The 24,589-nt window shown below is 71.2% G+C and carries 21 protein-coding genes; 8 read left to right on the top strand and 13 right to left on the bottom strand.

The window, feature by feature from the left end; genetic code table 11:
* Positions 1-44 precede the first annotated feature (44 nt).
* Positions 45-1,424, bottom strand: coding sequence for a CBM96 family carbohydrate-binding protein (locus IW248_RS15540; RefSeq protein ID WP_196927583.1), 1,380 nt, complete (start codon positions 1,422-1,424; stop codon positions 45-47).
* 214 nt (positions 1,425-1,638) lie between these two features.
* Between IW248_RS15540 and IW248_RS15535 the strand changes: the two genes are divergently transcribed.
* The 4 genes from IW248_RS15535 to IW248_RS15520 all read left to right on the top strand — a co-directional run bounded on the left by IW248_RS15535 (position 1,639) and on the right by IW248_RS15520 (position 6,877).
* A complete protein-coding gene (locus tag IW248_RS15535) occupies positions 1,639-2,925 on the top strand; it encodes an MFS transporter (protein WP_196927582.1) in 1,287 nt (428 codons plus the stop codon).
* The gene (locus IW248_RS15530; RefSeq protein WP_196927581.1) at positions 2,922-3,905 is read left to right on the top strand and encodes a TolB family protein; all 984 of its coding nucleotides are present in this window, start codon (positions 2,922-2,924) and stop codon (positions 3,903-3,905) included. The genes IW248_RS15535 and IW248_RS15530 overlap by 4 nt, the downstream gene beginning before the upstream one ends.
* A gap of 114 nt (positions 3,906-4,019) precedes the next feature.
* Positions 4,020-5,546 (top strand): alkaline phosphatase D family protein, encoded by a 1,527-nt coding sequence (locus IW248_RS15525; RefSeq protein WP_196927580.1) that lies wholly within the window; start codon positions 4,020-4,022, stop codon positions 5,544-5,546.
* Positions 5,547-5,560: 14 nt separating this feature from the next.
* Complete coding sequence (locus IW248_RS15520; RefSeq protein ID WP_196927579.1) at positions 5,561-6,877, top strand: hypothetical protein; 1,317 nt, start codon at positions 5,561-5,563, stop codon at positions 6,875-6,877.
* 5 nt (positions 6,878-6,882) lie between these two features.
* Here the strand turns inward: IW248_RS15520 and IW248_RS15515 are convergent, their stop codons facing one another.
* From IW248_RS15515 to IW248_RS15500, 4 genes are read right to left on the bottom strand one after another with little or no spacing between them, the layout of a single operon-like run.
* Complete coding sequence (locus IW248_RS15515; protein ID WP_196927578.1) at positions 6,883-8,082, bottom strand: low temperature requirement protein A; 1,200 nt, start codon at positions 8,080-8,082, stop codon at positions 6,883-6,885.
* Positions 8,083-8,141: 59 nt separating this feature from the next.
* Positions 8,142-8,708: a TetR/AcrR family transcriptional regulator gene (locus tag IW248_RS15510; RefSeq protein ID WP_196927577.1), complete on the bottom strand. Its 567-nt coding sequence runs from the start codon at positions 8,706-8,708 to the stop codon at positions 8,142-8,144.
* A 51-nt stretch (positions 8,709-8,759) separates the two neighbouring features.
* Positions 8,760-9,425, bottom strand: coding sequence for a hypothetical protein (locus IW248_RS15505; protein WP_196927576.1), 666 nt, complete (start codon positions 9,423-9,425; stop codon positions 8,760-8,762).
* Positions 9,422-11,857: a PEP/pyruvate-binding domain-containing protein gene (locus IW248_RS15500; protein ID WP_196927575.1), complete on the bottom strand. Its 2,436-nt coding sequence runs from the start codon at positions 11,855-11,857 to the stop codon at positions 9,422-9,424. The genes IW248_RS15505 and IW248_RS15500 overlap by 4 nt, the downstream gene beginning before the upstream one ends.
* Positions 11,858-11,977: 120 nt before the next feature.
* Between IW248_RS15500 and IW248_RS15495 the strand changes: the two genes are divergently transcribed.
* From IW248_RS15495 to IW248_RS15485, 3 genes are all read left to right on the top strand, one after another.
* Positions 11,978-12,637: a M23 family metallopeptidase gene (locus IW248_RS15495; RefSeq protein ID WP_196927574.1), complete on the top strand. Its 660-nt coding sequence runs from the start codon at positions 11,978-11,980 to the stop codon at positions 12,635-12,637.
* A 73-nt stretch (positions 12,638-12,710) separates the two neighbouring features.
* Positions 12,711-12,941, top strand: coding sequence for a DUF2188 domain-containing protein (locus tag IW248_RS15490; protein ID WP_196927573.1), 231 nt, complete (start codon positions 12,711-12,713; stop codon positions 12,939-12,941).
* A gap of 162 nt (positions 12,942-13,103) precedes the next feature.
* On the top strand, positions 13,104-16,112 hold the full coding sequence (locus IW248_RS15485) for a fibronectin type III domain-containing protein (protein ID WP_196927572.1): 3,009 nt from the start codon (positions 13,104-13,106) through the stop codon (positions 16,110-16,112).
* Between the two features lie 67 nt (positions 16,113-16,179).
* Here the strand turns inward: IW248_RS15485 and IW248_RS15480 are convergent, their stop codons facing one another.
* From IW248_RS15480 to IW248_RS15465, 4 genes are all read right to left on the bottom strand, one after another.
* Positions 16,180-17,163: a COG1361 family protein gene (locus IW248_RS15480; RefSeq protein ID WP_196927571.1), complete on the bottom strand. Its 984-nt coding sequence runs from the start codon at positions 17,161-17,163 to the stop codon at positions 16,180-16,182.
* Between the two features lie 16 nt (positions 17,164-17,179).
* Positions 17,180-17,725 (bottom strand): hypothetical protein, encoded by a 546-nt coding sequence (locus IW248_RS15475; protein WP_196927570.1) that lies wholly within the window; start codon positions 17,723-17,725, stop codon positions 17,180-17,182.
* A gap of 178 nt (positions 17,726-17,903) precedes the next feature.
* Complete coding sequence (locus IW248_RS15470) at positions 17,904-18,926, bottom strand: DUF4331 family protein (RefSeq protein WP_196927569.1); 1,023 nt, start codon at positions 18,924-18,926, stop codon at positions 17,904-17,906.
* Between the two features lie 159 nt (positions 18,927-19,085).
* Positions 19,086-20,345 carry a glycoside hydrolase family 16 protein gene (locus IW248_RS15465; RefSeq protein ID WP_196927568.1) on the bottom strand — a complete coding sequence of 420 codons (1,260 nt, stop codon included), beginning with the start codon at positions 20,343-20,345 and terminating at the stop codon, positions 19,086-19,088.
* Between the two features lie 383 nt (positions 20,346-20,728).
* Between IW248_RS15465 and IW248_RS15460 the strand changes: the two genes are divergently transcribed.
* Complete coding sequence (locus IW248_RS15460) at positions 20,729-21,127, top strand: hypothetical protein (protein ID WP_196927567.1); 399 nt, start codon at positions 20,729-20,731, stop codon at positions 21,125-21,127.
* Positions 21,128-21,148: 21 nt separating this feature from the next.
* On the opposite strand, the gene IW248_RS15455 is transcribed toward IW248_RS15460, so the two are convergent.
* The 4 genes from IW248_RS15455 to IW248_RS15440 are packed head-to-tail and all read right to left on the bottom strand — an operon-like array spanning position 21,149 to position 24,549.
* Positions 21,149-22,228 (bottom strand): aminotransferase class V-fold PLP-dependent enzyme, encoded by a 1,080-nt coding sequence (locus IW248_RS15455; protein WP_196927566.1) that lies wholly within the window; start codon positions 22,226-22,228, stop codon positions 21,149-21,151.
* Positions 22,222-22,614, bottom strand: coding sequence for an aminotransferase class V-fold PLP-dependent enzyme (locus IW248_RS15450; protein WP_196927565.1), 393 nt, complete (start codon positions 22,612-22,614; stop codon positions 22,222-22,224). The genes IW248_RS15455 and IW248_RS15450 overlap by 7 nt, the downstream gene beginning before the upstream one ends.
* The gene (locus IW248_RS15445; protein WP_196927564.1) at positions 22,604-24,313 is read right to left on the bottom strand and encodes an ABC transporter ATP-binding protein/permease; all 1,710 of its coding nucleotides are present in this window, start codon (positions 24,311-24,313) and stop codon (positions 22,604-22,606) included. Before IW248_RS15445 ends, IW248_RS15450 begins: the two co-directional genes overlap by 11 nt.
* Positions 24,310-24,549, bottom strand: coding sequence for an alpha/beta fold hydrolase (locus IW248_RS15440; RefSeq protein ID WP_196927563.1), 240 nt, complete (start codon positions 24,547-24,549; stop codon positions 24,310-24,312). Before IW248_RS15440 ends, IW248_RS15445 begins: the two co-directional genes overlap by 4 nt.
* Positions 24,550-24,589: the final 40 nt, after the last annotated feature.

Below are 24,589 nucleotides of genomic sequence, written 5' to 3'. Positions count from 1 at the left end.
GAACGTGCCCCCTGCCCGGGAATCGGGCAGGGGGCACGCGTCTGTCAGTGGCAGGTGGCGGTGCCGGTGTCGGTGTAGGTCTGGCCGGCCACCGGCAGGAACTGCCAGTCGTAGCTGTTGGAGTGCAGGGTGAACTTCAGCAGGCCCCACGCCGAGCTGTTGCGCGCCTCGCTGTTGGGCTGGATGGTGCCGAAGCCGTAGTGCCCCGCGCCTCCCATTCCGGCGACGAAGCTGCGCATGCCCCGGCTGGAGTCGGCGCCACCGGCCGGGTTCATCGGCGCGAACCGCTCGTACACGTGGTTGTGCCCCCACACCACGACGTCGGCGTTGTAGTCGTAGAGGGCCTGGTACAGCGGACGCGTCGACGTCGACGGCGCGTGGTTGGAGCTGGACGTGAACAACGGGTGGTGCCAGTACGCGAGCGTGCACGGCCTGCTGCTGGCGGCCAGGTCCGCGCGCAGCCACTGCTCCTGCGTCGAGCCGGCCGACATGCTGATGTTCGAGTTCAGCGACACGATGTGCCAGTTGCCGAGGTCGAACGAGTAGTAGCCGCGACCGCTCGGGCCGGCGGACGTACCGAAGTAGTTGTAGTAGCCGGTCGCGCCCGACGTGTTGTAGTCGTGGTTGCCCGGCGACGGGCGGGTACGGGACTTGTGCCGGCCCCAGGTGGGCTCGTAGTAGCTGTTGAACTGCGACGCCGTCCCACTGTCGTAGACGTTGTCGCCGGTGGTGAAGACCGTTCCCGGGGTGTTGTCGAGCAGCGTCGCGGTGGCGCTGTCGCCGGAGCCCGAGTCGGCGATGTCGCCGGCGCCGACGAACACCGGGTCGCCCGACGTCGGTGGCGTGGTGGTCCCGGTGGTGACCACCAGCTGCGGAGCGTCCGCGCCGCTCTCGCGGGTGTCGTAGTAGGCGCCGTCACCGCTGGTCGAGGTGGCACCGAAGCTGTACGTGCCGTTGCCGGTGACCGCGGCCGTGACGTCGACCTCGTACCAGGTGTTGCCGCTGACCGCGCCGATCGTGCCGAGCGTGGCCCCGTCGATGGCCGGCTGGTTGTTCCAGGTGGTGCCGGTCTCCGACCAGGTCGTGTTGGACATCCGGCGGAACGTGCCACCGGCGTCGCTGCCGCTGTTGCCGCTGATCGTGCGCAGCCGCAGCTTGGCGGCGGTCACCGTGCCGCTGACGCCGCTCACTGTGAAGCGCAGGAACGAGCGCCGAACTGGCGAGTTGTCGACCACTACCTGCGTGGACGTGCCGTAGTTGGTGGCGGCCGTGTCGCTCTGGACGTAGGTGTCGGCGACCGGCGTGAAGGTCACGCTCGCCGCCGACGCCGCGCCAGCGCCGGTCACGACGACTGCGGCGGTCGCGGCGACGACCACCGTGACCACCCCCAGCGTCACCGACGGACGGGGGAATCGAATGTCCATCCAGGACTCCTTACCTCGTGGGTAGAGCGCAAGGAATGTAGGAAGGTCGATGAGCCGACGGGCGACGGGCGGATGAACAGTGCGTCCCGACAGGCGAACACCTCGGTGTTGGGGACCCGTTCATCCCTCCCTCGCCCGGATGCCACGCCCGGTCCGTTGTGCGGCCTCCACTGAGTACGGACGATGGCTGCCCGGCAGCCGTCGACCAGAGGAGATGCTCGTGTACCTGTCGACCGTCTCCCGACCGGTCGCCGATGAACCCGGGCCGGGGCCCCGACGTCGCCGGTTCGCGATGGTCAGCGGAAACGTCGTCGCGCTCGGCACGGTCAGTCTGATCACCGACGTGTCGGCCGAGATGGTGGCCGCGGTCCTGCCGCTCTACCTGGTGCTGGGCCTGCACCTCAGCCCGGTGGCCTTCGGCGTGCTGGACGGCGTCCACACCGGCGCCACCGCGCTGCTGCGGGTCGTCGGTGGTTTCGCCGCCGACCGGTTCCGGCGGCGCAAACTGATCGCCGGCGTCGGGTACGCGCTCTCGGCGGTCGCGAAACTCGGCCTGCTGCTCGCCGGCCGGTCGATACCGGCGATCGGCGCCGTCATCGCCGTCGACCGGCTCGGCAAGGGGGTGCGAAGCGCCCCGCGAGACGCGCTGATCACGCTCTCCACGCCGCCCGAGGCGCTGGGTCGGGCGTTCGGGGTACACCGGGCGATGGACAGCGTCGGCGCGTTCCTCGGGCCACTCGCCGCGTTCGCGGTCCTGCTGGTCGTCGGGCAGTCGTACGACGCGGTCTTCGTCACCAGCTTCTGCGTCGCGGCCCTGGCCGTCGTGGTGCTCGTGCTCTTCGTCCGGGAGCAACCAGCCGGCGAGGCGGCGGACGGGTCGAACGACCCGAAAGTCTCCGTCCGCGAGGCGTTCGGTCTGCTGCGCGGTGGGCCGGCCCGGCGGCTGGTGCTGGCCGCCACGATGCTCGGGCTGGCCACCATCGGCGACGGCTTCGTCTACCTGCTGCTGCAACGCCGGCTGGACCTCGGTCTGCGCTGGTTCCCGCTACTCGCGGTGGGGACCAGCCTGGCCTACCTGGTGCTCGCCGCCCCGCTCGGCGTACTCGCCGACCGGATCGGTCGCCTGCCCGTGGTGATCGGCGGCTACACCGCCCTCGGTGCGACGTACCTGCTGCTGGCCGGCCCGGTCGACGGTTGGCCGCTGATCGCCCTGACGCTGACGCTGTACGGGGCCTTCTACGCGGCCACCGACGGTGTGCTCATCGCGCTCGCCGGCCCGGTGCTGCCGGCGCGCCTGCGGACCACCGGAATCGCGCTGGTGCAGACCGGGCAGGCCCTGGCGTACCTCGTCTCCTCCGTGCTGTTCGGTCTGGCCTGGCAGGCGTGGGGGCCGGAGAACGCGATCCGCGCGGCGGCCCTGACCGTCGCCGGTGTCCTGGTCGGCACGCTGCTCCTGCTGGCCTCCCCGTCCCGACTCACCACCCGGAAGGTGCCCCGATGACCGCGATGTCGACCCGAGCGAAGCTCGCCGTGGTGGTCGCCTCGGCCGTGCTGTTGGGCGCCGTGGCGGCCGGCTACACCGCCACGGCCGCGGAGGCTCCCCGGACGCCGCCGCCGGCCGGCGGCGAGCAGGCGGTCACCCTGGCCCCCGGGCCGCGCCTGCTGGCGATCACCGACCGGCACGTCTCCACCGTCGCGGCGACCGACCCCGCCGGGCCGCGTACCGTCGCCGGCCTGGAATGCCTTCGGGTGTACGCCGCGGCCGGCACCGGGGTCTGCCTGAAGCCGGAGTCCGCGTGGTCGTACCAGGTTGTCGTGCTCGACGCGACGCTGCGCGAGACCCGGGCGGTCAGTGTGCCGGGTCTGCCGAACCGGGCCCGGGTCTCGGCCTCCGGCCGGATGGTCTCCTGGACCACGTTCGTCGGTGGTGACTCGTACACCTCCGGTGGCTTCTCCACCCGCACCGGGATCCTCGACACGCGCACCGGCGCCACGGTGGCCTCGCTCGAAGGGTTCGCGATCACCCGGGACGGCCGGGGTTACCGCAACCCGGACGTCAACTACTGGGGCGTCACCTTCACCGCCGACGACAACCGCTTCTACGCGACCATGTCGACCGGGGCGAAGAGGTACCTCGTCCGGGGCGACCTCGCCGCCCGTACGGTCGAGACGCTGAAGGAGAACGTCGAGTGCCCGTCGCTGTCACCGGACGGCGCCCGACTCGCGTTCAAGGAGGCGGTCGACGCCGACCCGGCGAAGGGCTGGCGGCTGTCGGTTCTGGACCTGTCGAGCATGCGGGTCAGCGCGACCGCCGAGACCCGCAGCGTCGATGACCAGGCCGCGTGGCTGAACGACGGAAAGCTGGCCTACACGCTGCGCCGGGACGACGGCCAGCCCGACGTCTGGAGCGTTCCGGCGGACGGGTCCGGCACGCCGACGCTGGTGATCCCCGGCGCCGAGTCGCCGTCCCCGCTCACCTGACGGCCCGGCCCTCGGGTCCGGACACCTGAACGCCTTGGCGCGGACAGCATTCCGTCATGTCGGATTCCGCCCCGCAGCCATCGCCGTTCATCGACGTTCCCGAGGCTGTTGACCATGACAAGGCTGAGCCGTCGCATCTTCGTCCTCGGTGGACTGGTTACCGCCGGAGTCGCGGTGACACCCCGCCAGGGTGCCCGCGCCGCGGTGCCGTACCCCTTCAAACTCGGTGTGGCGTCCGGTGATCCGGCGCCCGACAGCGTGGTCCTCTGGACCCGGCTGGCACCGTCCCCGCTCAACGCCGACGGGCAGGGCGGCATGGCCAACGCCGACGTGACGGTGGAGTGGCAGGTGTCCACCACCGATCGGTTCACGTCGCTGGTCGCCTCCGGCTCAGTGGAAGCCAGGTACGCCGACGCGCACGCCGTGCACGCCATCGCGGGCGGACTCGCCGCCGACGCCGACTACTACTACCGGTTCCGGGCCCAGGGCCAGATCTCGCCGGTCGGGCGGACGCGGACCGCCCCGGCGCCCAGCTCCTTCGGCCGCGACCTGGTGATGGCCTTCGCTTCCTGCGCCCACTACGAGGCCGGCTACTACACGGCCTACCGGCGGATGGCCGAGGACAACCCCGGGCTGATCCTGCACCTCGGCGACTACATCTACGAGGGCGGCGTCGGCACCTCCACAGTGCGGCAGCACGTCGGCGCCGAGATCGTCTCGCTGGCCGACTACCGCCGCCGGTACGCGCTGTACAAGTCCGATCCGGACCTGCAGGCGGCACACGCGGCGGCTCCCTGGCTCGTGGTGCCGGACGACCACGAGGTGGAGAACAACTACGCCAGCATGGTCCGCAACGACAGCAGCCCGACGCTCACCGCCGCCCAGTGGACCGCCCGGCGGACCGCCGCCTACCGCGCCTACTACGAGAACATGCCGCTGCGGCCGGCGTCCGCCGCCAACGGCAACAGCATCCCGCTGTACCGACGGGTCCGGTGGGGGCAGCTCGCCACCTTCCACATGCTCGACACCAGGCAGTTCCGCGACGACCAGGCCTGTGGTGACGGCTGGAAGGTCTGCGCCGACGCGGACCTGGCCTCCCGGTCGCTGACCGGCGCCACCCAGGAGGCGTGGCTGCTCGACGGGCTGGCCCAGCGCTACGGCACCTGGGACATCCTCGGCCAGCAGGTCTTCTTCGCCCAACAGCTCGACGCCAACGGGGCGGCGAGCATGGACGCGTGGGACGGCTATCGGGCCTCCCGCAGCCGCATCCAGAACGGCTGGCAGCAGCGTGGGGTGCGCAACCCGCTGGTGCTCACCGGCGACGTGCACCGGTCATGGGCCAACAACCTCAAGGCCGACTACACCAGCCCCTCCTCGGCAACCATCGGCACCGAGCTGGTCTGCACCTCGATCAGCTCGACCGGCAACGGCAGCGGCAGCACCACGGTCCCGAACGCGGCGCCCAACCCGCACCTGAAGTTCTACTCGGACCGGCGCGGCTACGTCCGTACCACCATCAGCCGCAGCCAGGTCCGCGCGGACTTCCGCGCGGTGAACACCGTGACCGAGCACGGCGCGGCGGCGTCCACCGTGCGCTCGTTCGTCATCCTCGACGGCCAGCCCGGCCTGCAGGCCGGGTAAGGGAGAGAGCCACCATGACCGCGATCACCGCACTGCTCACCGCGTCCCTGCTGGTCCCGAACGTGGTGCCTGCCCCGCCGGCGATGACCGCCGAGGCGGTCACCTGGACCACAGCGAACAGCGTCGCCACCGGCGACCAGGACCTGCCCTCCATCGTCATGAACCGCAACGGTCACGTCGCCGTGGTCTGGGAGGACGACCGGGACGGCACCGCCCCGGAGGACGACACCCACAGCGAGATCTACCTGCGGCTGTTCCGCGACGGCACGCCCGCGTACGAGCTGAAGCTCAGCACCGGGGGAACCAGCGGGGCCGCCTGGCGGCACATCAGCCCCGACGTGGGGCTCGACGACCGGGGCAACGCCGTGGTGGTCTGGGCCGCCGACGGCGACGGCAACGGCGTCTACAACATCCAGTACCGGGTGGTGTCACCCGCCGGCGCGGTGCTCGGCTCGGGGCAGGCCAACGCCAGCGACGCCGGGCAACAGATCTGGCCGAAGGTGTCGGTCGACCCGGACGGCGCGCCCACCAACGCCGCCGCCGTCGGCTTCACGGTGGCCTGGGAGGACGTGCAGGGAACCGCTCCCGCCACCGTCAGGGCCGCCGGCTTCACCGCGGCCACCACCAAAGCGTACGAGGTGACGGCCTCGCAGACGACGGGCACGCACCACCGTCCCGACGTGGCGGTGTCCGCGTCCGGCGAGGCGATCGTGGTCTGGGACGAGGACGCCGACGCGAACGGCTCGTACAACATCGGGCTGACCCGGCTGGCCCGGTCCAACGGTGCCGTGGCGCTGTCGCGGCGGACGGCCAACGCGCAGAGCGGCGGGCAGCAGCAACGTGCCTCGGTCGCGGCGAACTTCGCCGGCGACTTCAGCGTCGGGTGGGAATCCGACCACACCGGCACCCGGGGTGTCTGGGCTCGGTCGTTCACCGCGACGGGCACTGCCCGACACGACGAGGTCCCGGTCTCCACCGGCGCCGGCGCCATCGCTCCGGGGGTCGGCATCGACGACCAGGACAACGTCGTGGTGGGCTGGACGGTCTCCGGCGCCAACCCGGACGTGTGGGCGCGGGGCCTCAACCCGGACGGCAGCTCCACCGGCCGGCTGGCCGCACAGGCGCTGAGTCAGACCACGACGGGTCGGCAGGAGCACTTCGCGGTCGCCGCGTCGCCCTGGGGTGAGGTGAGTGTCTGCTACACCGACGACAACGACGGCAACTCCTTCGACCAGGTGCTCCTCGGTCTCGGCACGACGAACTCCACCTGGCTCATGTCCGCCGCCGAGCTGCGCCGGCTGAAGGCGCGGGCGGGCGTCACGAACCACTGAGCCGGTCAGCTGGCCCGGGCTCCGTTGGCCCGGGTCAGCTGCTCGTAGAGCACCAGGGCGGCGAGGAAGGCCACCAGCAGCCCGAGGGCGGCGAGCGCGGGCAGTGTCCGGGCCACCGGCAGCAACAGGAGGACGACACCGATCGCGACGAGCTGACCCGGCGTGCCGCGTACGGTCAGCCGGAGGAACAGCAGACGGCCGACGAGGTAGAGTGCGGTCCCGCCGTAGAGCACTGTCGTCGCCGGCCACCCCATCGGCTCCCCGGCGGGGTGCCGAGTCTGATCGGTCAGGCTGGCGAGGATCAGGTGGATGCCCAGGGCGAAGTAGACGACCCCGGCGACCAGTGGCAGGTGTGCCAGCGTGTACGCATCCGACGCCAACTGCTGGCGGCGCCGGGAGCGCGGCGAGGCCGAGGTCAGCACCTCAGCGGCGGCCGGGGCGACGCCCACGAAGTAGAGCCACCACAGGCAGACGGTCGCCGCGAAGCCGAACACCGCGGCCACCAGCACCGGCCAGGCGATCACCGCCAGGCCCGCGCCGGCCCCGGCCGACAGCAGGGACTCACCGAGCACGATGATCAGCACCAGACCGTGGCGTTCGGCGAAGTGCGCCCCGCTGCGGACCTCGCCGAAGCTGGCGGCGGTGGCGATCCGGCCGCCGCCGTAGTCGACGAGGAACGCCACGGTCCACAGCACGGTCTGCGCGGTCCCGCCGAGGACGGCTCCCACCAGCAGCGGGGCCCAGGCGACAGTGGTGGACACGGCGAAGCGCAGCGTCTGCCGGCGGTACTGCGGGTTGCCGGACGAGGCGTAGGTCATCAGGCCGAGGTGCAGCCCACGGACCACGATGTAGGCGATCGCCAGGGTGAGCGGAGGACTCAGCACGCCGTCGTGGCGCTGCCACGCCTGCGGGATCACCAGCGCGGCCACGAAGATGGCGGCCATCGCCGCGAGCATCCCGGCCAGCACCGGGCCGTTGTCCGCGCGGACCTGATTGGCCAGCCAGGCGTAACAGCTCCACGCGTACCAGAACCAGAGCAGGAGCAGCAGCCCCTGGTAGAGGGTGAGCGGCCCCAGCGACTCCGCCATGAAACCGATGAGCCGCGTCAGCGCGAACACCAGAACCAGGTCGAAGAAGATCTCGAAGGTGGTGGCCCGGTGTGCCTCCTCGACCAGCACCGGCCGGGACCGGTGGACGCGGCTCATCCGCTCATCCTGGTCTGTGCCGCACCCTGTCCGGGGGCCAACGCCCAGCTACGACGGAATCAGCCGAAGAGCAGGTCGAGGTGGGCGTCCAGCGCGTCCAGCGCCTGCTCGGCGGTGTACTGCCCGCCCAGCAGGTAGACACCGAGCCCCTCCATCAGCGCCAGCAGGCCGGCCGCGGCGGCGGCGCCGTGCCGGTCGGGCAGGACGCTGGCGATGAACCCGGTGAACTGCGCGGTGTCCTCGTGCAGGCTGGGCGCGGCCGATGGTCGCACCGCCGTGTAGGCGAGGAACGCGAGCGCCACCCGCCCGTCGTCGCGGGTGTTGTCGTCGAGCGGCATCAGCGCGGCGAGCATGGTGCGCAGCAGCAGTCGAGGCGGCGGGGTCTCGCCCAGCCGCGCCACCGCCTCGGTGACCCGGAGCTGGCTGCGCTCACGCACCACGCTCAGCGCGAACGCCATCATCTCGTCCTTGGTCCGGAAGTAGTGCTGGACCATCCCGGCGGATACTCCGGCCGCGGCGGCCACGTGTCGGAGGCTGACGGCCTCCAGGCCCTGATCCGCGGCGACCCGCATCAGCGCGTCCGCGATGAGAGTGCGTCGCTCCTGGTGATCGACCTTCTTGGGCATGGCCTCGATCGTTTCACAGTGGGTGGCCCGGAGACTCCGCCAGCGCGGCGGTCACCGGCTGACGGTCTGGCTCACCGGAGTGCCTCGCGCGCTGCGCAGCAGGCCGTCCGGGTCGTCGGCGTACAGTCGCAGCTCGTTCATCGGTGTGGAACCGGTCTTCGGAAGGTCGAAGATCAGCGGGCGGCGTAGCAGGACGTCGATACTCGTCTGGCTGCCGACCGAGATGGACACCACCCGACGGTCGCCCTCCTGCTCGACCTGCACGGACCTGCTCGACGGCAGCGAGCGGTAGCGCTTGCGCAGCGCCTCGACGTCCGTCCACGGGATCCAGATGTCGATGCCCGAGCTGAGGCGCACCCGCAGCCCCCGATCGCCCACCACGTGGGGATGGATCGTCATGCTGGCGAACAGGCCGATCATCCAGAGCAGACCCCAGATGCCGAGGCCCAGCACGATCCAGCGGGCGGGCCGCCACGGCACCACGTGGGTGACCACGACGTCGAAGATCGGAATCTCCACGACCGACAGGCCGATGAAGATGCCCAGGATCGGCTTGACCACGCCGAGGTAGCCGAACGGCTCGTCGCCGGGCCCCAGCGGCAGTGGGCGGCGGCGCGCCCACGCGTACAGGCTGCGCCACGTCGCGGCCTCGAGTTCGGCCGCCCGCCGCAGCAGCGGGCCCACCCGTGCCCTGGTCGGCGTCTTCGTGTCGGTCATGGTCGTCCTTCTCCCTCGGGGGCCGACGGTTGGTGGAGCGTCACGGTTCCGACGCCGCCGTCCACTGTGACGAGCTGCCCCGTGGTGATGGTCCGGGTGGCGTCCGGCACGCAGATGACGGCGGGAATGCCGTACTCACGGGCCACCGTCGGGCCGTGCGCCATGATCGCGCCGGTCTCGGTGACCAGCGCCGCCGCGGTGAGGAACAGCGGGGTCCAGCCGGGGTCCGTGGTCGCGGCCACCAGGACGTCGCCGGGTTCGACGTGGGCGGTGCCCGGGTCGTGGACGACCCGGGCGGGACCGGTCACCCGGCCCGCCGACGCACCAACTCCGGTGAGCGTCCCGTCGCCGGCCGACACCCCCGGCAGGACGCTCTCGACATCCGTACCGTCGGAGAGCAGTGCCACCGGCACCGTCCGACGCCGCAGCTCCCGACGGTGCACCGCCCGTCGGGCGGTGACGGCACCGCGCAGATCAACACCCTGGTGTACGGCGGTGTGCACCTCGTCGAGGGTCAGGAACATGATGTCGTCGGGCTGGTCCAGCAACCCGGAGCCGTGCAGGTCGGCGCCGATGAGCAGCAGTTGCCGGCGGGTCTCGCGCAGTGGGTACAGCCCGGCGAACTTGCCGGCCTCGCGGAGGCCGGCCAACGACCGCGCCCGGCGCAGCAGGAAACCGGCCATCCTGCCCCGCACCGGCCGCCGACGGCGGGCTCGCGCGACCAGGTCCCGCAGCGCTGTCTCCGCCGCCGACGCGGCTCGCTGGAAGCGCTGGTCGGGGCCCTGCTGCGGATCGGTGACCCGCAGGTAGTTGGCGACCGCGGCGAAGACCGGCGTGGGGTCCTCCGCCCAGCGCGGCACACCGAGGTCGACCTCGGCGACGCCGCGGTGACCGTAGACGTCCAGGAAGGCCGCCATGCCGATCTCGGGCAGCGTGCCGCGCAGGTAGCGTGCGGCCAACTCGGCCGGTGGGGTGTCGAGGAGAAGCTGGCGGTGGTCGCCCGCGCCCTGGGCGAGCCGCCACAGGGCCAGGTCCATCTCGATGGTGACGTTGTGCGGCATGCCGCCCAGCACGGCGTGGATCTCGTCCGGGCCGGCGACGCCCTTGAGGAGCGCGGTCGGCAGCGCGGTGGCGAGCATCCCGGCGACGATCGGCCACATGATCGCGTCGGCGCTGTCGTCGGCGTCCCGCGCCTGCACGAAGCGCAGCCGGTCGGCGGCGGTACGCAGGTCGGCGGGGGCGGCTGCGCGTACTCTCATCTGCTCGATCGCCTCGAACATCCGGTTCCGCGCGGCCTCGGGACGGGCCAGCGCCCGCAGGATCCCCACCACCGCGCGGCCGGCCGTCCGCAGCGACGCCGCCCCCGGCGCCCCGCCGCGCCGGGCGCCGCCGCTGGTCGGGGCGAACCGGGGATCCGCCAGCACGTGCCGCATCACCGCCTGGGCGCGCGGCCCGAAGTCGACAGCCAGGAGCTTCACCAGTCGCTTGCGGGACGACCTGTCGCGTGCGAGGTCGGTCAGGTCGCCGTAGAGGCGGCCACCGATGTCGACGATCTCGACCCGCACCCCGAGCGCTGCGAGCATCGCGGCGATCTGCGCCCGCAGGGTCGACATGCCCATCGGGGTGACCGGTTGCAGCATGCCCTGGACGTGCCCGAACTCCAGGTAGACGCGGGGGAGGGGCTTGCCGCTGCGCGGTGGGGCGGGGAACAGGCTGGTGATCGGCCGGGACTGCAGGAGCCACAGCACGTCGTCCGCGTCGATCGCCCACTCGACGTCCTGCGGGCAGCCGAAGTGGGCCTGCAACCGCTCGCCGGTGGCGCGGAGGCGGGCCAGCTGCGCGGAGGTGAGGCATCCGGCGGCGGGGCGCGCGGCGTCGTCGAGGACGTAGTGGTCGACGGCCGCGGCGCCGTCCACCACTGTCGTGCCGAGGCCGGGAGCGGCGTCGACCGCCATCTCGTCGCGGCGCCCGGTCAGCGGGTTCGCGGTGAACAGCACTCCGGCCACCGCGGGTGCGACCATGCGCTGCACGACGACGGCCATTCGCACCGTTTGATGATCGATTCCGTGGGCCTCGCGGTAGGCGGTCGCGCGGTAGGCGTGCAACGAATCCCAGCACTTCTCGATGGCGGCGATCAGCTCGACGGTGCCGGTGACGTCGAGGACGGTGTCCTGCTGCCCGGCGAAGCTCGCGTCCGGCAGGTCCTCGGCGGTGGCGCTGGAGCGCACCGCCACCGGGCCCGCGCCGAGCCGCTCGTACGCGGCGACGACCTCGGCCGTGGGGATGACGCCGAGCCGGTGCGCCTCGGTGGTGAGGCAGAAACCGTCGGGGACGTGCTCGCCGTGCCGGATCAGCTCGCCCAACCCGGCCGCCTTGCCGCCGACCAGTGCGGTCATGGTGGCGGTCACCTCGGACAATGCGATCACGTGCATGGCAGCCCACTCTCTTTGCAATACAACTGCATTGCATCTGACCGTATCTCGTTTGCGATACGACTGCAATGTGTCGGCCCCCGGGTGCGGCCCGGAGTCGGGAGGTTGCCGGGATCTGCCATGCTCGGGCCGGTGACGACCGGCCGCCCGACCACAGCCCGTTCCCACCGACGCCCCCGAAGCCGTGCCATCCGGGTTCTCCTCGCGCTGATCGCGGTGGCGGCCGTCCTGGGCGTCGCGGTGGTCGCGGTGCCGATGCTGCGACCGGCCGGGCCGCGCCCGCTCTTCCAGATGCCGGTGACCTGCGGCGAGACGTGGCAGCTCAGCACCTACCCCGGTCACGACGACTACGACGTCGACTTCTTCCCGGTCGAGGGCGAGACGTGGGGGCGGCCGGTGCTCGCGTCGTACGCCGGCACGGTCACCGTGGCGGGCATCAACGGGTCGCTGGGCGGCCGCACCCCGGAGAACCCGGAGGGCCCACGGGGGCGCGGCGGTGGCTACTGGGTGAAGATCGACCACGGTGGCAAGTGGGAGACGCAGTACCTGCACATGCTCGAACCGCCACTGGTCACTGTCGGCCAGAAGGTCGCCCAGGGGGACCAGATCGGGCGGCTCGGCAGCACCGGCAACTCCGGCGCGCCGCACCTGCACTACGAGCAGCGCCGCGGCTGGGACAAGGTCGAGACCCACTTCGACGGTACGCCGTCCGGCATCACCACCGACGAACGCGAACAGATCCTCCGGCGGGTCAGCAACAACTGCCCGGCCGTCTCCTGAGGACCGCAGTTTGCCCGCCACGGCTCGGGGGCACTGATTCGGGAGACAGTTCAGACGCAGGGAGGAGCCGGCCATGGCCAAGGGTGATGTCGACACGTACCACGAGGACGGGCAGTGGAAGAACAAGCCGGAGGGCCACGAGCGCGCCAGCAGCACGCATGAGGTGAAGGCCGACGCGCAGGCCGAGGGTCGCGACATGGCTGCCGACCGCGACGTCGAACACGTGATCAAGAAGCAGGACGGCACGATCGGGGAGAAGAACACCTACCCCCGCAGCCGCGACCCCCGGGACATCGAGGGCTGACAGCTTCCAGTCTCAGCGGACCGGCCTCCTCGGCATGACCGAGGGGGCCGGTCCGCTGTGGTGTGGCCCGGCAGTGAGCCAGCTTTATCGGCGTCTGTGAAATGTGGGTGTTTTAGGGGGATATAGTCCGGTTCGGTGCTGGAGTGAAAGCTGGGAGTGGGCATGTGGTTTCGAGGCCGGAGTCGTCGGGGCAGCTTCGCGGCGCTGACGGTAGCCGTGACCGTGGGAACCCTCGCGGTCGCGCCACTTCCGGCGTCGGCGGCCGGTTCCGTCCTGTTCGACCAGCCCTTCCACAACAACACCGCGAACGGCATCGGCGCGGTGGTGGTGCCGGGCGTGCCGGCCGCGACCGCGACCAACGTCGCCTGCCTGAGCGCGGCGGGCAACTCGACCATCGGCCCGCTACTGAGCTGCCCGACGGCGACCGATCCGCAGGGCGCGGGCAAACTGCGGCTCACCCCGGCCGTCGCGAACCGGCAGGGCGGGGTGTTCGGTGCGGTGAGCGTGCCCACCTCGCAGGGGCTGCACGTCACCTTCAACACCTACCAGTACGGCGGCATCAGCACCGGGGCGGACGGCCTGGCGTTCGCGCTGGCCGCGGTCGACCCCGCCAACCCGCGGTCGCCGGCGGTGATCGGCCAGTCGGGCGGATCACTGGGCTACTCGGCAGCGTTCAACGGTGGCTCGGTGGGTCTGTCCAACGGCTACCTGGGCATCGGGCTCGATGTCTTCGGCAACTTCAGCAACAGCCTCTACCAGGGCACCGGATGCACGAACCCGCCGTACATCTCGACCACGAACACGCGGGTCCCCGGCCAGGTCGTGATCCGTGGACCGGGCCGCAACGGGGTCGGCTACTGCGCGATCAACAGCACCGCCACCACCACATCCTCGCCGGCACTGGCGTTGCGGGCCGCCACCCGGCCCGCCTCGGTGGTGCCGGTCGAGGTGGTCGCCAACACCACCTCGTCGCCGTTCACCACCGACACCGGCATCACAGTTCCGGCCGGGGAGTACCGGGTCAGGTTCACCCCCGTCGGCGGCGCGGCGCGGACCCTGGCCGGCGCCCTCCCGGTCGTGTCGCCGAGCCTGTACCCGTCACCGACCTGGCTGAACGCCAGCGGCTACCCCCGGCAACTCGCATTCGGCTGGGTGGGCTCCACCGGCTCGGTCACCGACTTCCACGAGGTCGACAACGCGCGCGCGGTCAGCTTCAACCCGGTACCGGACCTGAACGTGGCGCAGACCAGCGCGGTCGGCGCCACCCCACAGCCCGGTGACCCGGTCACCTACACGATCACCGCCGGGGTCGATGCCGGCGCCACCGAGACGTCCCCGATCTCCGTCACCCAGACCGTGCCCACAGGTGTCGTGCCCCGCGCCGCGTACGGCTCCGGCTGGGTCTGCGGCGCACCGTCCGGGCAGACCATCACCTGCACCAACAGCAACGGCCCGTTCGCCGGCGGCACCTCCCTGCCGCCCATCACCGTCGTCGCGACAGTCACCGGCACCGGCGTGACGCCGACGCTGATCCAGACCGCGACGGTGGCGACCTCATCCTCGATCGACGCGAACCCCGGTTACTCCACTGTCGCCACGGCGGTTGCGCCGGCCACCGCACCGAGCGGCGTCACCGTCACCCCGGCGCAGAGCTCGATCTCCGGGGGCATCGCGGTCACCGTCGGCGGCAGCAACCTCACCGGCGCGACCGCGATCACCATCGGTACGGCCGCCGAACAGCAGGCCGGCACGTCGGTACTGCTGGTCCCGTGCACCTCCGGCCCGGCCGCCGGCTGCTTCACCGTGAACCCCGACGGCACCCTCGGCATCTCCACCATGCCCGCCCGCTCCAGCCCGGCGACGGTCACTGTCAGCGTCGTCACCCGAGGCTCCGCCGGGGCGGCGAACTTCGTCTACGCGTCCGCGCCCGGCACACCGACCACGCCCACCGCGGTCGCGGGTGTCACCAGCGCCGCCGTGAGCTGGACCGCGCCGGCGGACAACGGCAGCCCGATCACCAGCTACCTGATCACCCCGATCCGGGACGGCGTCACCCAACCGACAGTCACGTTCGACGCCTCCACCACCAGCCGAACCCTGACCGGGCTGACCGCCGGCGCGTCGTACACCTTCCGGGTGGCGGCGGTCAACGCCTACGGGACCGGCACGGCCAGCCCACCCTCGGCGGCGGTGGTCCCGTACACCCTGCCGGGAGCGCCGACGAACACCTCGGCCACGGCGGGGACCAACGCCGCCACGGTGAGCTGGACGGCCCCGGCCAACGGGGGCTCGGCGATCACCGGTTACACAGTGACGCCCTACCTCGGCGCCGTGGCGCAGACCCCGCAGAACTTCACCGGGACCGCCACCACCCAGATCGTCACCGGGCTGACCGCCGGTGCCACGTACACCTTCCGGGTGGCCGCGACGAACGCCGGTGGGACCGGCCCACAGTCGGCCGCCTCCGCGTCGGTGACTGTCAACGCGCCGCCGACGCTGGACTTCCCACCGCCGCCACCCGGCCGGGCCTACGACCCGTACCAGTACCAGTTGACGGTGAACGGTGGCACGGGCCCGTTCGCCTGGACGGTCAGCGCCGGGAGTCTGCCCGCCGGGTTGACCCTCGACCCGGTCACCGGCCTGCTCTCCGGCACACCCACCGTGTCCGGGACGTTTCCGTTCACCGTTCGGGTGACCGACTCGTTCAACCAGTCCGCGACCCGACCTGTCGAGCTGGTCATCACCCCGCTCGGTGGGCTCTCCATCAGCGTCCCGGCGATCTCCGCGCTCGGCACCGTCACCTCGGACGCGACAGGCGTCTCGGGCCAACTCGGGCCGGTGACCGTGACCGACGACCGCGGGCCGTTCTCCGGAAACTGGGTCAGCGTCGTCGCCAGCACGAACTTCACAACGGGTTCCGGCTCGGGCGGCGAGACCATCCCCAACAGCAACATCACGTACGCCTCCGGGGCCGCCCTGGCCAGCACCGGGGTCGGAACCTTCGTCCCGCAGCCGGGGGCGGTGCTGAACACCCCGCGTACGGCCGCCGGGTGGTCCGGCCAGACGGGAGGCCCGAACTCGGCCACCTGGAACCCCACCCTGTTGGTGACCCTCCCGTCGGGGTTGGTGGTCGGCGACTACGTGGCGGTCGTGACGCACTCCGTCATCTAACCGCCGGCCAGACGTCGCTGCCCGGCCGTTCCCCAGGAACGGCCGGGCAGTCTCTGGTCTGTGGACGTCAGGCCAACTGGGTCCGCTGCCGGCGGACGAGGTACCAGCCGCCAAGGGTGACCAGCGCCAGCAGGGCGATCCCGCCGACCGTGTAGACCAGCCAACTCGGCCCGGCGGACGTCGAGACCGTCATCGGCGCCGCGACGGGCAGGACGATCGTCCCGGTCGCGGTGCGCTCCACGGTGCCGCTGGCGAGCTTCGCGTGCACGTCCCAGGTCCCGGCGGGCAGGGCCTGGTTGACCTCGATCCGCACCTGACCGCTCTGGCCGGGCAGGATCGTCACGCCGTTTGTCACCTTGAACGGCCCGGCCTGGACCGCCGCCTTGCGCAACGACAGGGTGCCGGTCATGTCCAGCGCGCGTTCGCCGGTATTGGTGACCTTCGCGGTGACCACCGGGAACTCGCCGGTGCCGGGCTCCGCGGCCAGTCCCTCGACACGGAAGTCCGTCGGCGGCTCACCACCCGGACCGATGTCGAGGTAGACCCGGATGCCCACCCGGTGGATCTGGGTGACGTTGCCGGTGCGTTCCTTCGCGCTGGTGACCTGCGCCCAGATCGCGCCGTACCGCTCGCCCTTCGATGCCTTCTTCGGTACGGCGATCTCGACCTCGACAGGTCTCCGCTCACCCGGGTCCAGTTCCATCACGGCGGTCCTCAGCCGGATCCACCCGCTGAGTTCGTTGCCCGCGCGGCCCTCGGGCACTGTGAAGGCGTTGTTCTCGACCGACGCGGCGCCGGAATAGAACTCGATCTTCTGGGTCTCGGCGGAGGTGTTCCGCACCTCGACCCTGCGGTTGATCGTCGTCCCGGGCTTCAGGTGATCCACGATGTAGACCTGGGCGCGGGGGTCATGCACCCGGCTGGCCGGGATGTCCAGCATGCGGATGCTGATCGCGGCCTCCTCGGCCGGCTCCTGTCGCTGCTCCCGCACGGCAACGGCTGGTGCCGCCGAAACCCCGAGCGCCACGAGGGCGACCGAGGCCAGCAGCACCAGCCGGCCGAGCGGCTCAGAACACCGAATGTGTCACCGTCCCCGTGTAGACACCCTGGACGGTGCCGACGGGCACGTTCACCACCAGAGTGGGGTTCCACGTGGCGAAGTTGTTGCCGGTGCCGCCGGTGTGGCTCATCGCCGTCTGGGGAACGTTGATGATCACCTGTTGGGCGGAGGTCGGCTGGCCCGGTGTGAAGGTGCCGCCGCCGGCGGTCGCCGTCGCGGGACCGGACCAGTACAGGACGTTGATGTTCGGGATCGTCTCCCCGGATGAGCCGCCGCCGGTGGCGAAGTCGGTGGAGACGACGTTGGCGGTCCAGTTGGGGGTGAGCGACCCGCGCTGGTCCAGCACGGTGACCGGGCCGAGCAGACCGGAGACGGTCGTGCCCTCCACGCCGCTGCCGATGTTCGCAGTCGCCGGCACGGTGATCGACAGACCACCGGCGGCGTCGACGGTGAGGGTCACGATCGTGTCGCCCGTCGTGTCCGCGGCGGCCGGCCCGGCGAGCGCGACGACGGCGGCCACGCCGGCCAGAGCGGCCAGAATCCTTCTACGCATCGAGTCTCCTTGTCCTAAATAACCCTGGGAAGCGCTTCAAAGACTAACTACGCAAAACGCCCATAAGGGCGCGAATGACGCGAGTATCACCCGCTGAGCGGTCTATCCGTGGCTCTGGTGGAGGGCGCGCACGGCAAGGGCCCGGCGCCGTGTTGGCCGCCGAGCCCTGCGAGCGGCTTCAGGCCGGGACCACGTAGGGGAACGTGGCGGAGCGGGCGGCCTTCGTGACCTCCGGGGTGAGCCCGGACGTGGTGCCGGTGTTGAGGACGAGGGAGAACATCACCTCGGGTGCGTTGTCGGCCAGGGTGCGTCCGTTGCGGACCGCGAAGCCGAAGTTCGCGGCCGTGCCGACCTTGTACGACAGCAGGTCGGGGTAGAGCTGCCGGGCGACGCTCCAGCCGTACGCCTGTGGGTCCGGTGCGGTGCCGTTCGCCTTGACGACCCCGGCGACCGCGTTCGCGATCTCCTCGCCGCCTTCGGTGAGGTCGATGCCGGGGTGCCGGAAGTTGGCCGGGTCGGAGAAGTCGGTGTCGTGGGGCCAGAAGATCGGCCACATCATGGGGTGGCCGGCGCGGTTGATCTGCCGCCATCCGCCGGCGTCGGTGGCCAGCATGGTGCGACACCACACGCCGATCTCGGTGCCGTCGCGCAGCAGTGGCTCGTCATGGGAGACCTCAAGGACTATCGACTCGACAGTGGTGCCGGCGAAGCTGTTCTTGGCCTGGTCCACCCGCCAGGCCGAGCGGTCCACCCGGGAGCCGTTCTTGACCGCGCCGTTGATGGTGGCGAGTTCGTCGAGGTCGATGAAGAAGGGATCGGTGATCCGCCCGGCCCAGATCCGGACGTTGCCACCGGTCGTCACCTCGCCGGTGCGTCCCTCGGCTACGGGGGTGCCCATCGCGGCGTCGTCGCGCGCGTCCGCTCCGGTGAGCTCGTACAACTGGAGGGCCTGCCGGGCGTCGCCGTCGGGCTCGCCGAAGGCGAACCGGTAGGTCAGGTCCTCGACCTCGGTGCCATTGATGTGAATCTTGATCTCGTAGCGCGCCTCGGCGTGGAAGCCGCGCTTGATGTCGGCCTTGGTCACCGAGCTGTTGACGTCCATGACGAACACGGTGGCGCGGTCACCGTTGAAGACGTACAGGTCGTCGATGTACAGCTGACCGCCCTGGGCGGCCAGGGGCGTATCGAGGTGGTGCGACATGAGCTCACTCCCGGAACTGCCGGATTTTGGACTAATCCGAACATAGTGGGCGTGAGCCTGGCCTCTCCGCTCATCGAGCCAATCTGGCCTGCGGAGGCGAACACGGCGGTGGGCCGCCCGAGCTGTTCTCGGACGGCCCACGCGCTGGTTGTCGGGTGGTCAGACGCGAGACCACTTCTGGTTGGCGGCGCCGAGGCAGTCCCACAGGTGCAGCTTGCCGCCGTTGTTGGGGTTGGCCTCCCGTACGTCCACGCACTTGTTGGCGTTGAGGTTGACCAGGTCGCCGGCGGCGTTGAGGGTGAAGCGTTGCGCGGTGTTGCCGTTGCAGCTGACCAGGTTGACCTCGGTGCCGTTGGCGGTGCCGGCCCAGGCCGGGTCCATGCACTTGCCCATCGCGCGGATGGTCCCGTCGGAGGCGAAGGTCCAGCTCTGGGCCGCAGTGGTGTTGCAGTCCCAGATCTGGAGTTTGGCGCCCTCCACCGGGTTGGCGCTGGGGATGTCGATGCAGCGACCGCTCTGCGCACCCCGGATGCGGTTGGTGCCGGGAGCCGGGTCGCCCCCGCCCCCCGAGGTGTAGCTGGACACCCGGACGTAGTCGACGAGCATCTGCTGCGGGAACTGGGTCGAACCGTCCGGGTAGCCGGGCCAGTTACCACCGACCGCCACGTTGAGGATCATGAAGAAGGGGTGGTCGAACACCCAGCGGCTGCCGCCGAGCCGGGCGGGATCGACCCGGTGGTACTGCACCCCGTCGACGTACCAGGTGATCACGTTCGGCTCCCAGTCCACCCGGTAGGTGTGGAAGGTGTCGGCGAGCGGCGCGCCGAGGGTGCGGCTGCCCGTGATGCCGCCTCCGCCGGAGTAGCCGGGCCCGTGCACGGTGCCGTAGACGGTGTTCGGCTCGCGGCCGATGTTCTCCATGACGTCGATCTCGCCGGCGTCGGGCCACCCGCCGCCGGTGCCGAGCATCCAGAAGGCCGGCCAGATGCCCTGACCGCGCGGGATCTTGATCCGGGCCTCGAATCGCCCGTACGTCTGGGTGAAGGTCGCCGCCGTCAGCAACCGTGCCGACGTGTACTCGCAGCGCCCGTAGTGGCACTGGTAGTTGGCGGGGTTGTCCCGGCGGGCGGTGATGACGAGGTTGCCCTGCCCGTCGTGGACGGCGTTGCTGGTGCTGTTCGTGTAGTACTGCCGCTCGTTGTTGCCCCAACCGCCGCCGCCGATGTCGAACCGCCACTTGTTCTGGTCGACGGGCGTGCCGGCGGGGGAGTTGAACTCGTCCTGCCAGCTGATCGGGCCGATGGCGGCCTCGGCCCGGTCGGGGTGCGCCGGGAAGACGAGCGCCGTCGTGGTCGCGACGAGGGCGACCGCCAGGAGTACGAGGGGGCGGAAGCGGAGGCTGGGCCGGGCTGTGAACACGGGAGGCTCCTCAGCGTGGGGGGGGTGGGGTGAAGGCGGTTTACCAGGATAGAGAGCGCTCTCTAAAGCGAAGCATGTCGATATCGGTTCTTTCTGTCAAGAGTGTTTCCAATATCACGACCGTCCGTTACCGCCCGATGCTGACCAGTGAGCGGCGGAGCGCCGATCCGGGCAGTCATCGTAAGATCGATCGATGGCTCCGAGGTGGACGGCATCGACCCGTCGAATGAGTTCGGCGCGGCCGAGGGTTACTCGATAGCTGTCGAATCGACCCTTCCTATTGCCGTGGGGCGTCCACGCGGGACAGGATGACGAGGCGTGCCGGAAACTTTCCCGTAACCTGCGCGCTGCTGGTCTCTGTCACAAGGAAGTGGGAGTCAGTCATGAGCGAGGCGTCGACGGCGCTGGGTGTGCGCCTCTACCCGGATCTGGTCGAGCGGGGTGGCCTGGCCCCCGCGCTCATCGAAACCGCTGCCCATCACGGGCTCGACGTCGGCCGGGTGACCGCGCCGGAGCAGGGGCGGGCCCGGTTCACCTGCGCCGAGCTGCACTCCGACGAGGGCGTGGTCTGCGTGGGCCTGGGCTCACAGGCCCGATACTTCATGATCGACATTCGTGTCTCGGGAGAGGTTCTCGCGCGCGGTGACGTCATGGACCTGGCGCAGGTCGCCCAGGTGGCCGCGGCCTGGCGGGCCGGCCTGACAGTCGCCGAGCTGACCGCCCGGTTCCCGTTCATGGAGGAGATCAAGCACCGCTCGGCACCGGTGGCCCAGGTCAGCTAACCGGCGCGGTCAGGCAGGTCATCAGCAGCGCAACCGAGGCGGCAGCGCTGACTCGGCACCGACGCCCCGGTTGAGGTAGGTCGACTGGGCGAAGGCGACGAAGCGTTCCGCGTCGGTCGCCGTGGAGGCCAGTCCGAACGAGACACGGACCGCGCCACCCGTCGGCAGGCGTAGCGCCGCCAGATACGTGTCGATCGTGTCGACCGACGCCAACAGTCGCTGCCGGGTCGACCTCCGGCTGATCCCGAACGCGCCCTCGCCCGCGCCCGGGTTGCAGAAACAACCGGTACGCAGGGAGAAGCCGGCCGCCGCCGCCTCCCGCGCGACGAGCCGTTCGTCGACAAGCGTGCCGTCCGGGTGGCGGAGGTTGAACGTCACAGTGCCACCGCGCCCCGCCCCCGTTGTCGGCCCGTACACCTGGACCAGCGGCCCGCCGGTGTCGTGCCGCAGGGTGGTCAGCCGCTCCAGCAGCCATTCGGTGAGCAGGCCAACCCGGGAGTGTACGAGGTCCACGCCGATCGAATCGAGCCAGCGCAACCCGACCTCCACGTCCGGGATGCTCAGGAAGTTGAGCGTGCCGTCCTCGAACGCCGACTCGTCGTCCATCGGCCGGTGCCAGTCGCCCTGCACGCTGACAGCGCGGATCGTGCCGCCGGCGAACCACGGACGGCGCAACCGGGCCAGCGCCGTACGGCGGGCCAGCAGCGCGCCGACCCCGGTGGGGTAACCGAAGAGCTTGTACCAGCTCAGACACACGAAATCCGGCCGGACGACGCTGAGGTCCAGCCGGTTCGTCGGCGCGAAGGCGGCCGCGTCGAGCAACACGTCATAGCCCTGCTGGTGGGCCAGCTCCACCCAGCCGAGCGGGTGCTGCACCCCGGAGAAGTTGCTCTGCGCCGGATAGGCGAACAACCCGCGACGACCGGCCCGATCCCACCGACGGGCCAGGCTGCCCCGGCCGGCGCCGAGCGCCGCGACCAGGTCCGACTCGGCGACCCGCAGCTCCGGCCCACTCAGCGGCACGTAGCGTACGGAGGCGCGGGCCGACCGGGCGTACTCGCGGATGCCGTTTACCGAGTTGTGGTTGTCCCAGGTCAGCACCAGCGGCGCAGCCCGGCCGAAGTCGTACGCCTCCCGACCAGCCGGCAGGCGCCACTGGCGTTCGGGGTGAAGACGACCGCGTACTCGGCCGGGTCGGCGCGGAAGAAGTCGAGCACCGCGCGTCGCGCCGACTCCACAAGCGAACTCGCCGCCGCACTCGTGGGGTTCTCCGAGTGGGGGTTGCTGTACAGCCCGGCGAGCAGCCGATCGTGATGGGCGCGAACCTGGGCCTGGGCCGCCACCCCGGACCCTGCGTAGTCGAGGTACACCTGCCCGCCGGCGTCCAGGTGCCGGTACTCGGTGGCGCGCAGCTCGTCGATCCGGCCCGTGGCGGCGTACCCCGGCAGCGATGTCGGGGAGGCGTGCGGGATCGAGTCAGGACGCACGACGGAACTCTCGTCGGACCAGGACCGCCCAGGCCGCGCCCAGGAAGAGCAGCACGAAACCGCCGAGCACCAGCCAGTCGACCCACACCGGCCGGGAGAAGCTGTCGCCGTACGTGGCCAGCAGCGGCGGGCCGAGCGGGGAGCCGCCGTCGCGCCAGAGCCGCTCCACCCCGGCGGTGTGCCCCAAGCCCTCGAACGCCCACCGGTTCGACATGGCGTAGCTGATCCACTGACCGCCGACCGCCATGGCCGGCACCGGCAGGATCGCGCCCACGAACAGCACCTGGGGGAAGCACAGCATTGGCAGCATGAGCGTCGCCTGGGCCGCATCGGACACGGCCGCCGAGCACAGCAGACCGAGGGCGAGCGCCGCCGCCGAGGAGAGCAGCAGGGTCACGTACAGGGCCGCGAACTGGGCGCCGTCGGTCGGCGGCAGCCGGTCCATGCCGCGCAGCACCCCGAGCAGGGCCAGGTCCACCAGGGCCAGCAGCGGCAGCAGCACCGCCACCTTGGCCATCAGGTACGGGGCCAGCCGGACACCGGCCAGCCGCTCCCGGCGCAGGATCGGTAGCTCGGTGCAGATCTGGAGGAGCCCGTAGGTCAGCCCGAAGAAGAAGCCACCGAAAGCGATCCAGAACAGGATCATCACGGTCACCGTCGGGCTGGGGCTGCTCGGCTCGAACGCCCCCGGACGGAACAGCAACGCGAACATGCCGAGCACCATCACCGGCGAGCCGAGCAGGATCGCCAGGGTCAGCCGGTTGCGGAGAACGATCTCCGCGTTGCGCGCCGTGAGGACCGCCCACTGCCGCAGCCGGCCGACAGACCGCGGCGGCGTCGCGGCGACGTCACCGTCGTCGGTGGGCGACTGCTCTGTGTCGCGTTGCTCGGTGTCGCGTTGCTCGGTGTCGCGTTGCTCGGCGAATCGATCGGGCCACTCGGCGGGTCGCGTCGCTTCGTCGAGCCGGAGGTGCACCTCGACGAGGGACCGCAGGCCGAAGAACTCCCGGGCGGCGGCCGGGGTGCCGGTGAACGCCAGGCGGCCCTGACGGGTCAGCACGACGACCCGGTCGCAATGGTCCACGTCGGTGACCTGGTGGGTGGTCAGCACGACTGTGGCTCCCGTGTCGGCGAGCGCGCGGAGCACCCGGAGCAGCTCCACGGCGATCGCCGGGTCCAACCCGGAGGTGGGCTCGTCCAGGAAGAACACGCCGGGCCGGGTGAGCAGCTCGACGGCGATGCTGGCGCGCTTGCGTTCACCGCCGCTGAGCAGGCCGACCGGCGTGGCGGCCCGGTCGGTGAGTCGCAGCCCGGCGAGCACCTCGGCGACCCGGTCGCTGATCTCGGCCGGCCCGGTGCTGGAGGGCAGGCGCAGTCGGGCGGCGTACCGCAGGGTGCGGGCCAGGGGCAGCTCGCGGTGGATGATGTCGTCCTGCGGAACGACACCGATGCCGCCGGCCGCGGCCGTGCCGTCGTACGTCACGGTGCCCGCCGCCGGTCGCCGCACCCCGGCGAGGATCTCCAGCAGGGTGGTCTTACCGGCGCCGCTGGCACCGACGATCGCGACCAGCTCGCCCGGCGCGATGCTCAGGGAGATGTCGGTCAGGATCTGGCGACCGCTCCGGACGCTCTGGCCCAGCCCCTGAGCGGCGATGCCGACACCGGCGCGCGGGGGAGACGTGGTCTGCTCGGTCGTCATGTCGAGTGCTCGATCCGGTCGGTGCGGGGTCCGCCTGAATATCGTGCCTCGCCGATGTTACTGAGCGGCCGGCGTCTCGGCTGGGTGTGCAACGCCAGGGTCGCCCCGTAGGACGCGCCGACGAGATGGACCGGTCGGCCCGAGGGTCGGCGGGCCGCCTCGATGACCGCGACCAGATCGGCGGTCTCGTCCCGGAGGGACTTGGTGCCGGCCGGGCAGGCGTGCCGGGCAGGCATGAACGGCCCAGTCGGGGGAAGACCGGCCGTTCCACAGCCG

The sequence above is a fragment of the Micromonospora ureilytica genome (genome assembly GCF_015751765.1).
GTDB classification, from domain to species: Bacteria; Actinomycetota; Actinomycetes; order Mycobacteriales; family Micromonosporaceae; genus Micromonospora; species Micromonospora ureilytica.
Note: the sequence above shows the minus strand (reverse complement) of the source record. Positions and strands in the feature narration are given on the sequence as shown.

Coding starts and splice junctions, on each gene's coding strand:
- IW248_RS15540 (WP_196927583.1), bottom strand. CDS start 1,424: ATGGACATTCGATTCCCCCGTCCGTCGGTGACGCTGGGGGTGGTCACG.
- IW248_RS15535 (WP_196927582.1), top strand. CDS start 1,639: ATGCTCGTGTACCTGTCGACCGTCTCCCGACCGGTCGCCGATGAACCC.
- IW248_RS15530 (WP_196927581.1), top strand. CDS start 2,922: ATGACCGCGATGTCGACCCGAGCGAAGCTCGCCGTGGTGGTCGCCTCG.
- IW248_RS15525 (WP_196927580.1), top strand. CDS start 4,020: ATGACAAGGCTGAGCCGTCGCATCTTCGTCCTCGGTGGACTGGTTACC.
- IW248_RS15520 (WP_196927579.1), top strand. CDS start 5,561: ATGACCGCGATCACCGCACTGCTCACCGCGTCCCTGCTGGTCCCGAAC.
- IW248_RS15515 (WP_196927578.1), bottom strand. CDS start 8,082: ATGAGCCGCGTCCACCGGTCCCGGCCGGTGCTGGTCGAGGAGGCACAC.
- IW248_RS15510 (WP_196927577.1), bottom strand. CDS start 8,708: ATGCCCAAGAAGGTCGATCACCAGGAGCGACGCACTCTCATCGCGGAC.
- IW248_RS15505 (WP_196927576.1), bottom strand. CDS start 9,425: ATGACCGACACGAAGACGCCGACCAGGGCACGGGTGGGCCCGCTGCTG.
- IW248_RS15500 (WP_196927575.1), bottom strand. CDS start 11,857: ATGCACGTGATCGCATTGTCCGAGGTGACCGCCACCATGACCGCACTG.
- IW248_RS15495 (WP_196927574.1), top strand. CDS start 11,978: ATGCTCGGGCCGGTGACGACCGGCCGCCCGACCACAGCCCGTTCCCAC.
- IW248_RS15490 (WP_196927573.1), top strand. CDS start 12,711: ATGGCCAAGGGTGATGTCGACACGTACCACGAGGACGGGCAGTGGAAG.
- IW248_RS15485 (WP_196927572.1), top strand. CDS start 13,104: ATGTGGTTTCGAGGCCGGAGTCGTCGGGGCAGCTTCGCGGCGCTGACG.
- IW248_RS15475 (WP_196927570.1), bottom strand. CDS start 17,725: ATGCGTAGAAGGATTCTGGCCGCTCTGGCCGGCGTGGCCGCCGTCGTC.
- IW248_RS15470 (WP_196927569.1), bottom strand. CDS start 18,926: ATGTCGCACCACCTCGATACGCCCCTGGCCGCCCAGGGCGGTCAGCTG.
- IW248_RS15460 (WP_196927567.1), top strand. CDS start 20,729: ATGAGCGAGGCGTCGACGGCGCTGGGTGTGCGCCTCTACCCGGATCTG.
- IW248_RS15445 (WP_196927564.1), bottom strand. CDS start 24,313: ATGACGACCGAGCAGACCACGTCTCCCCCGCGCGCCGGTGTCGGCATC.
- IW248_RS15440 (WP_196927563.1), bottom strand. CDS start 24,549: ATGCCTGCCCGGCACGCCTGCCCGGCCGGCACCAAGTCCCTCCGGGAC.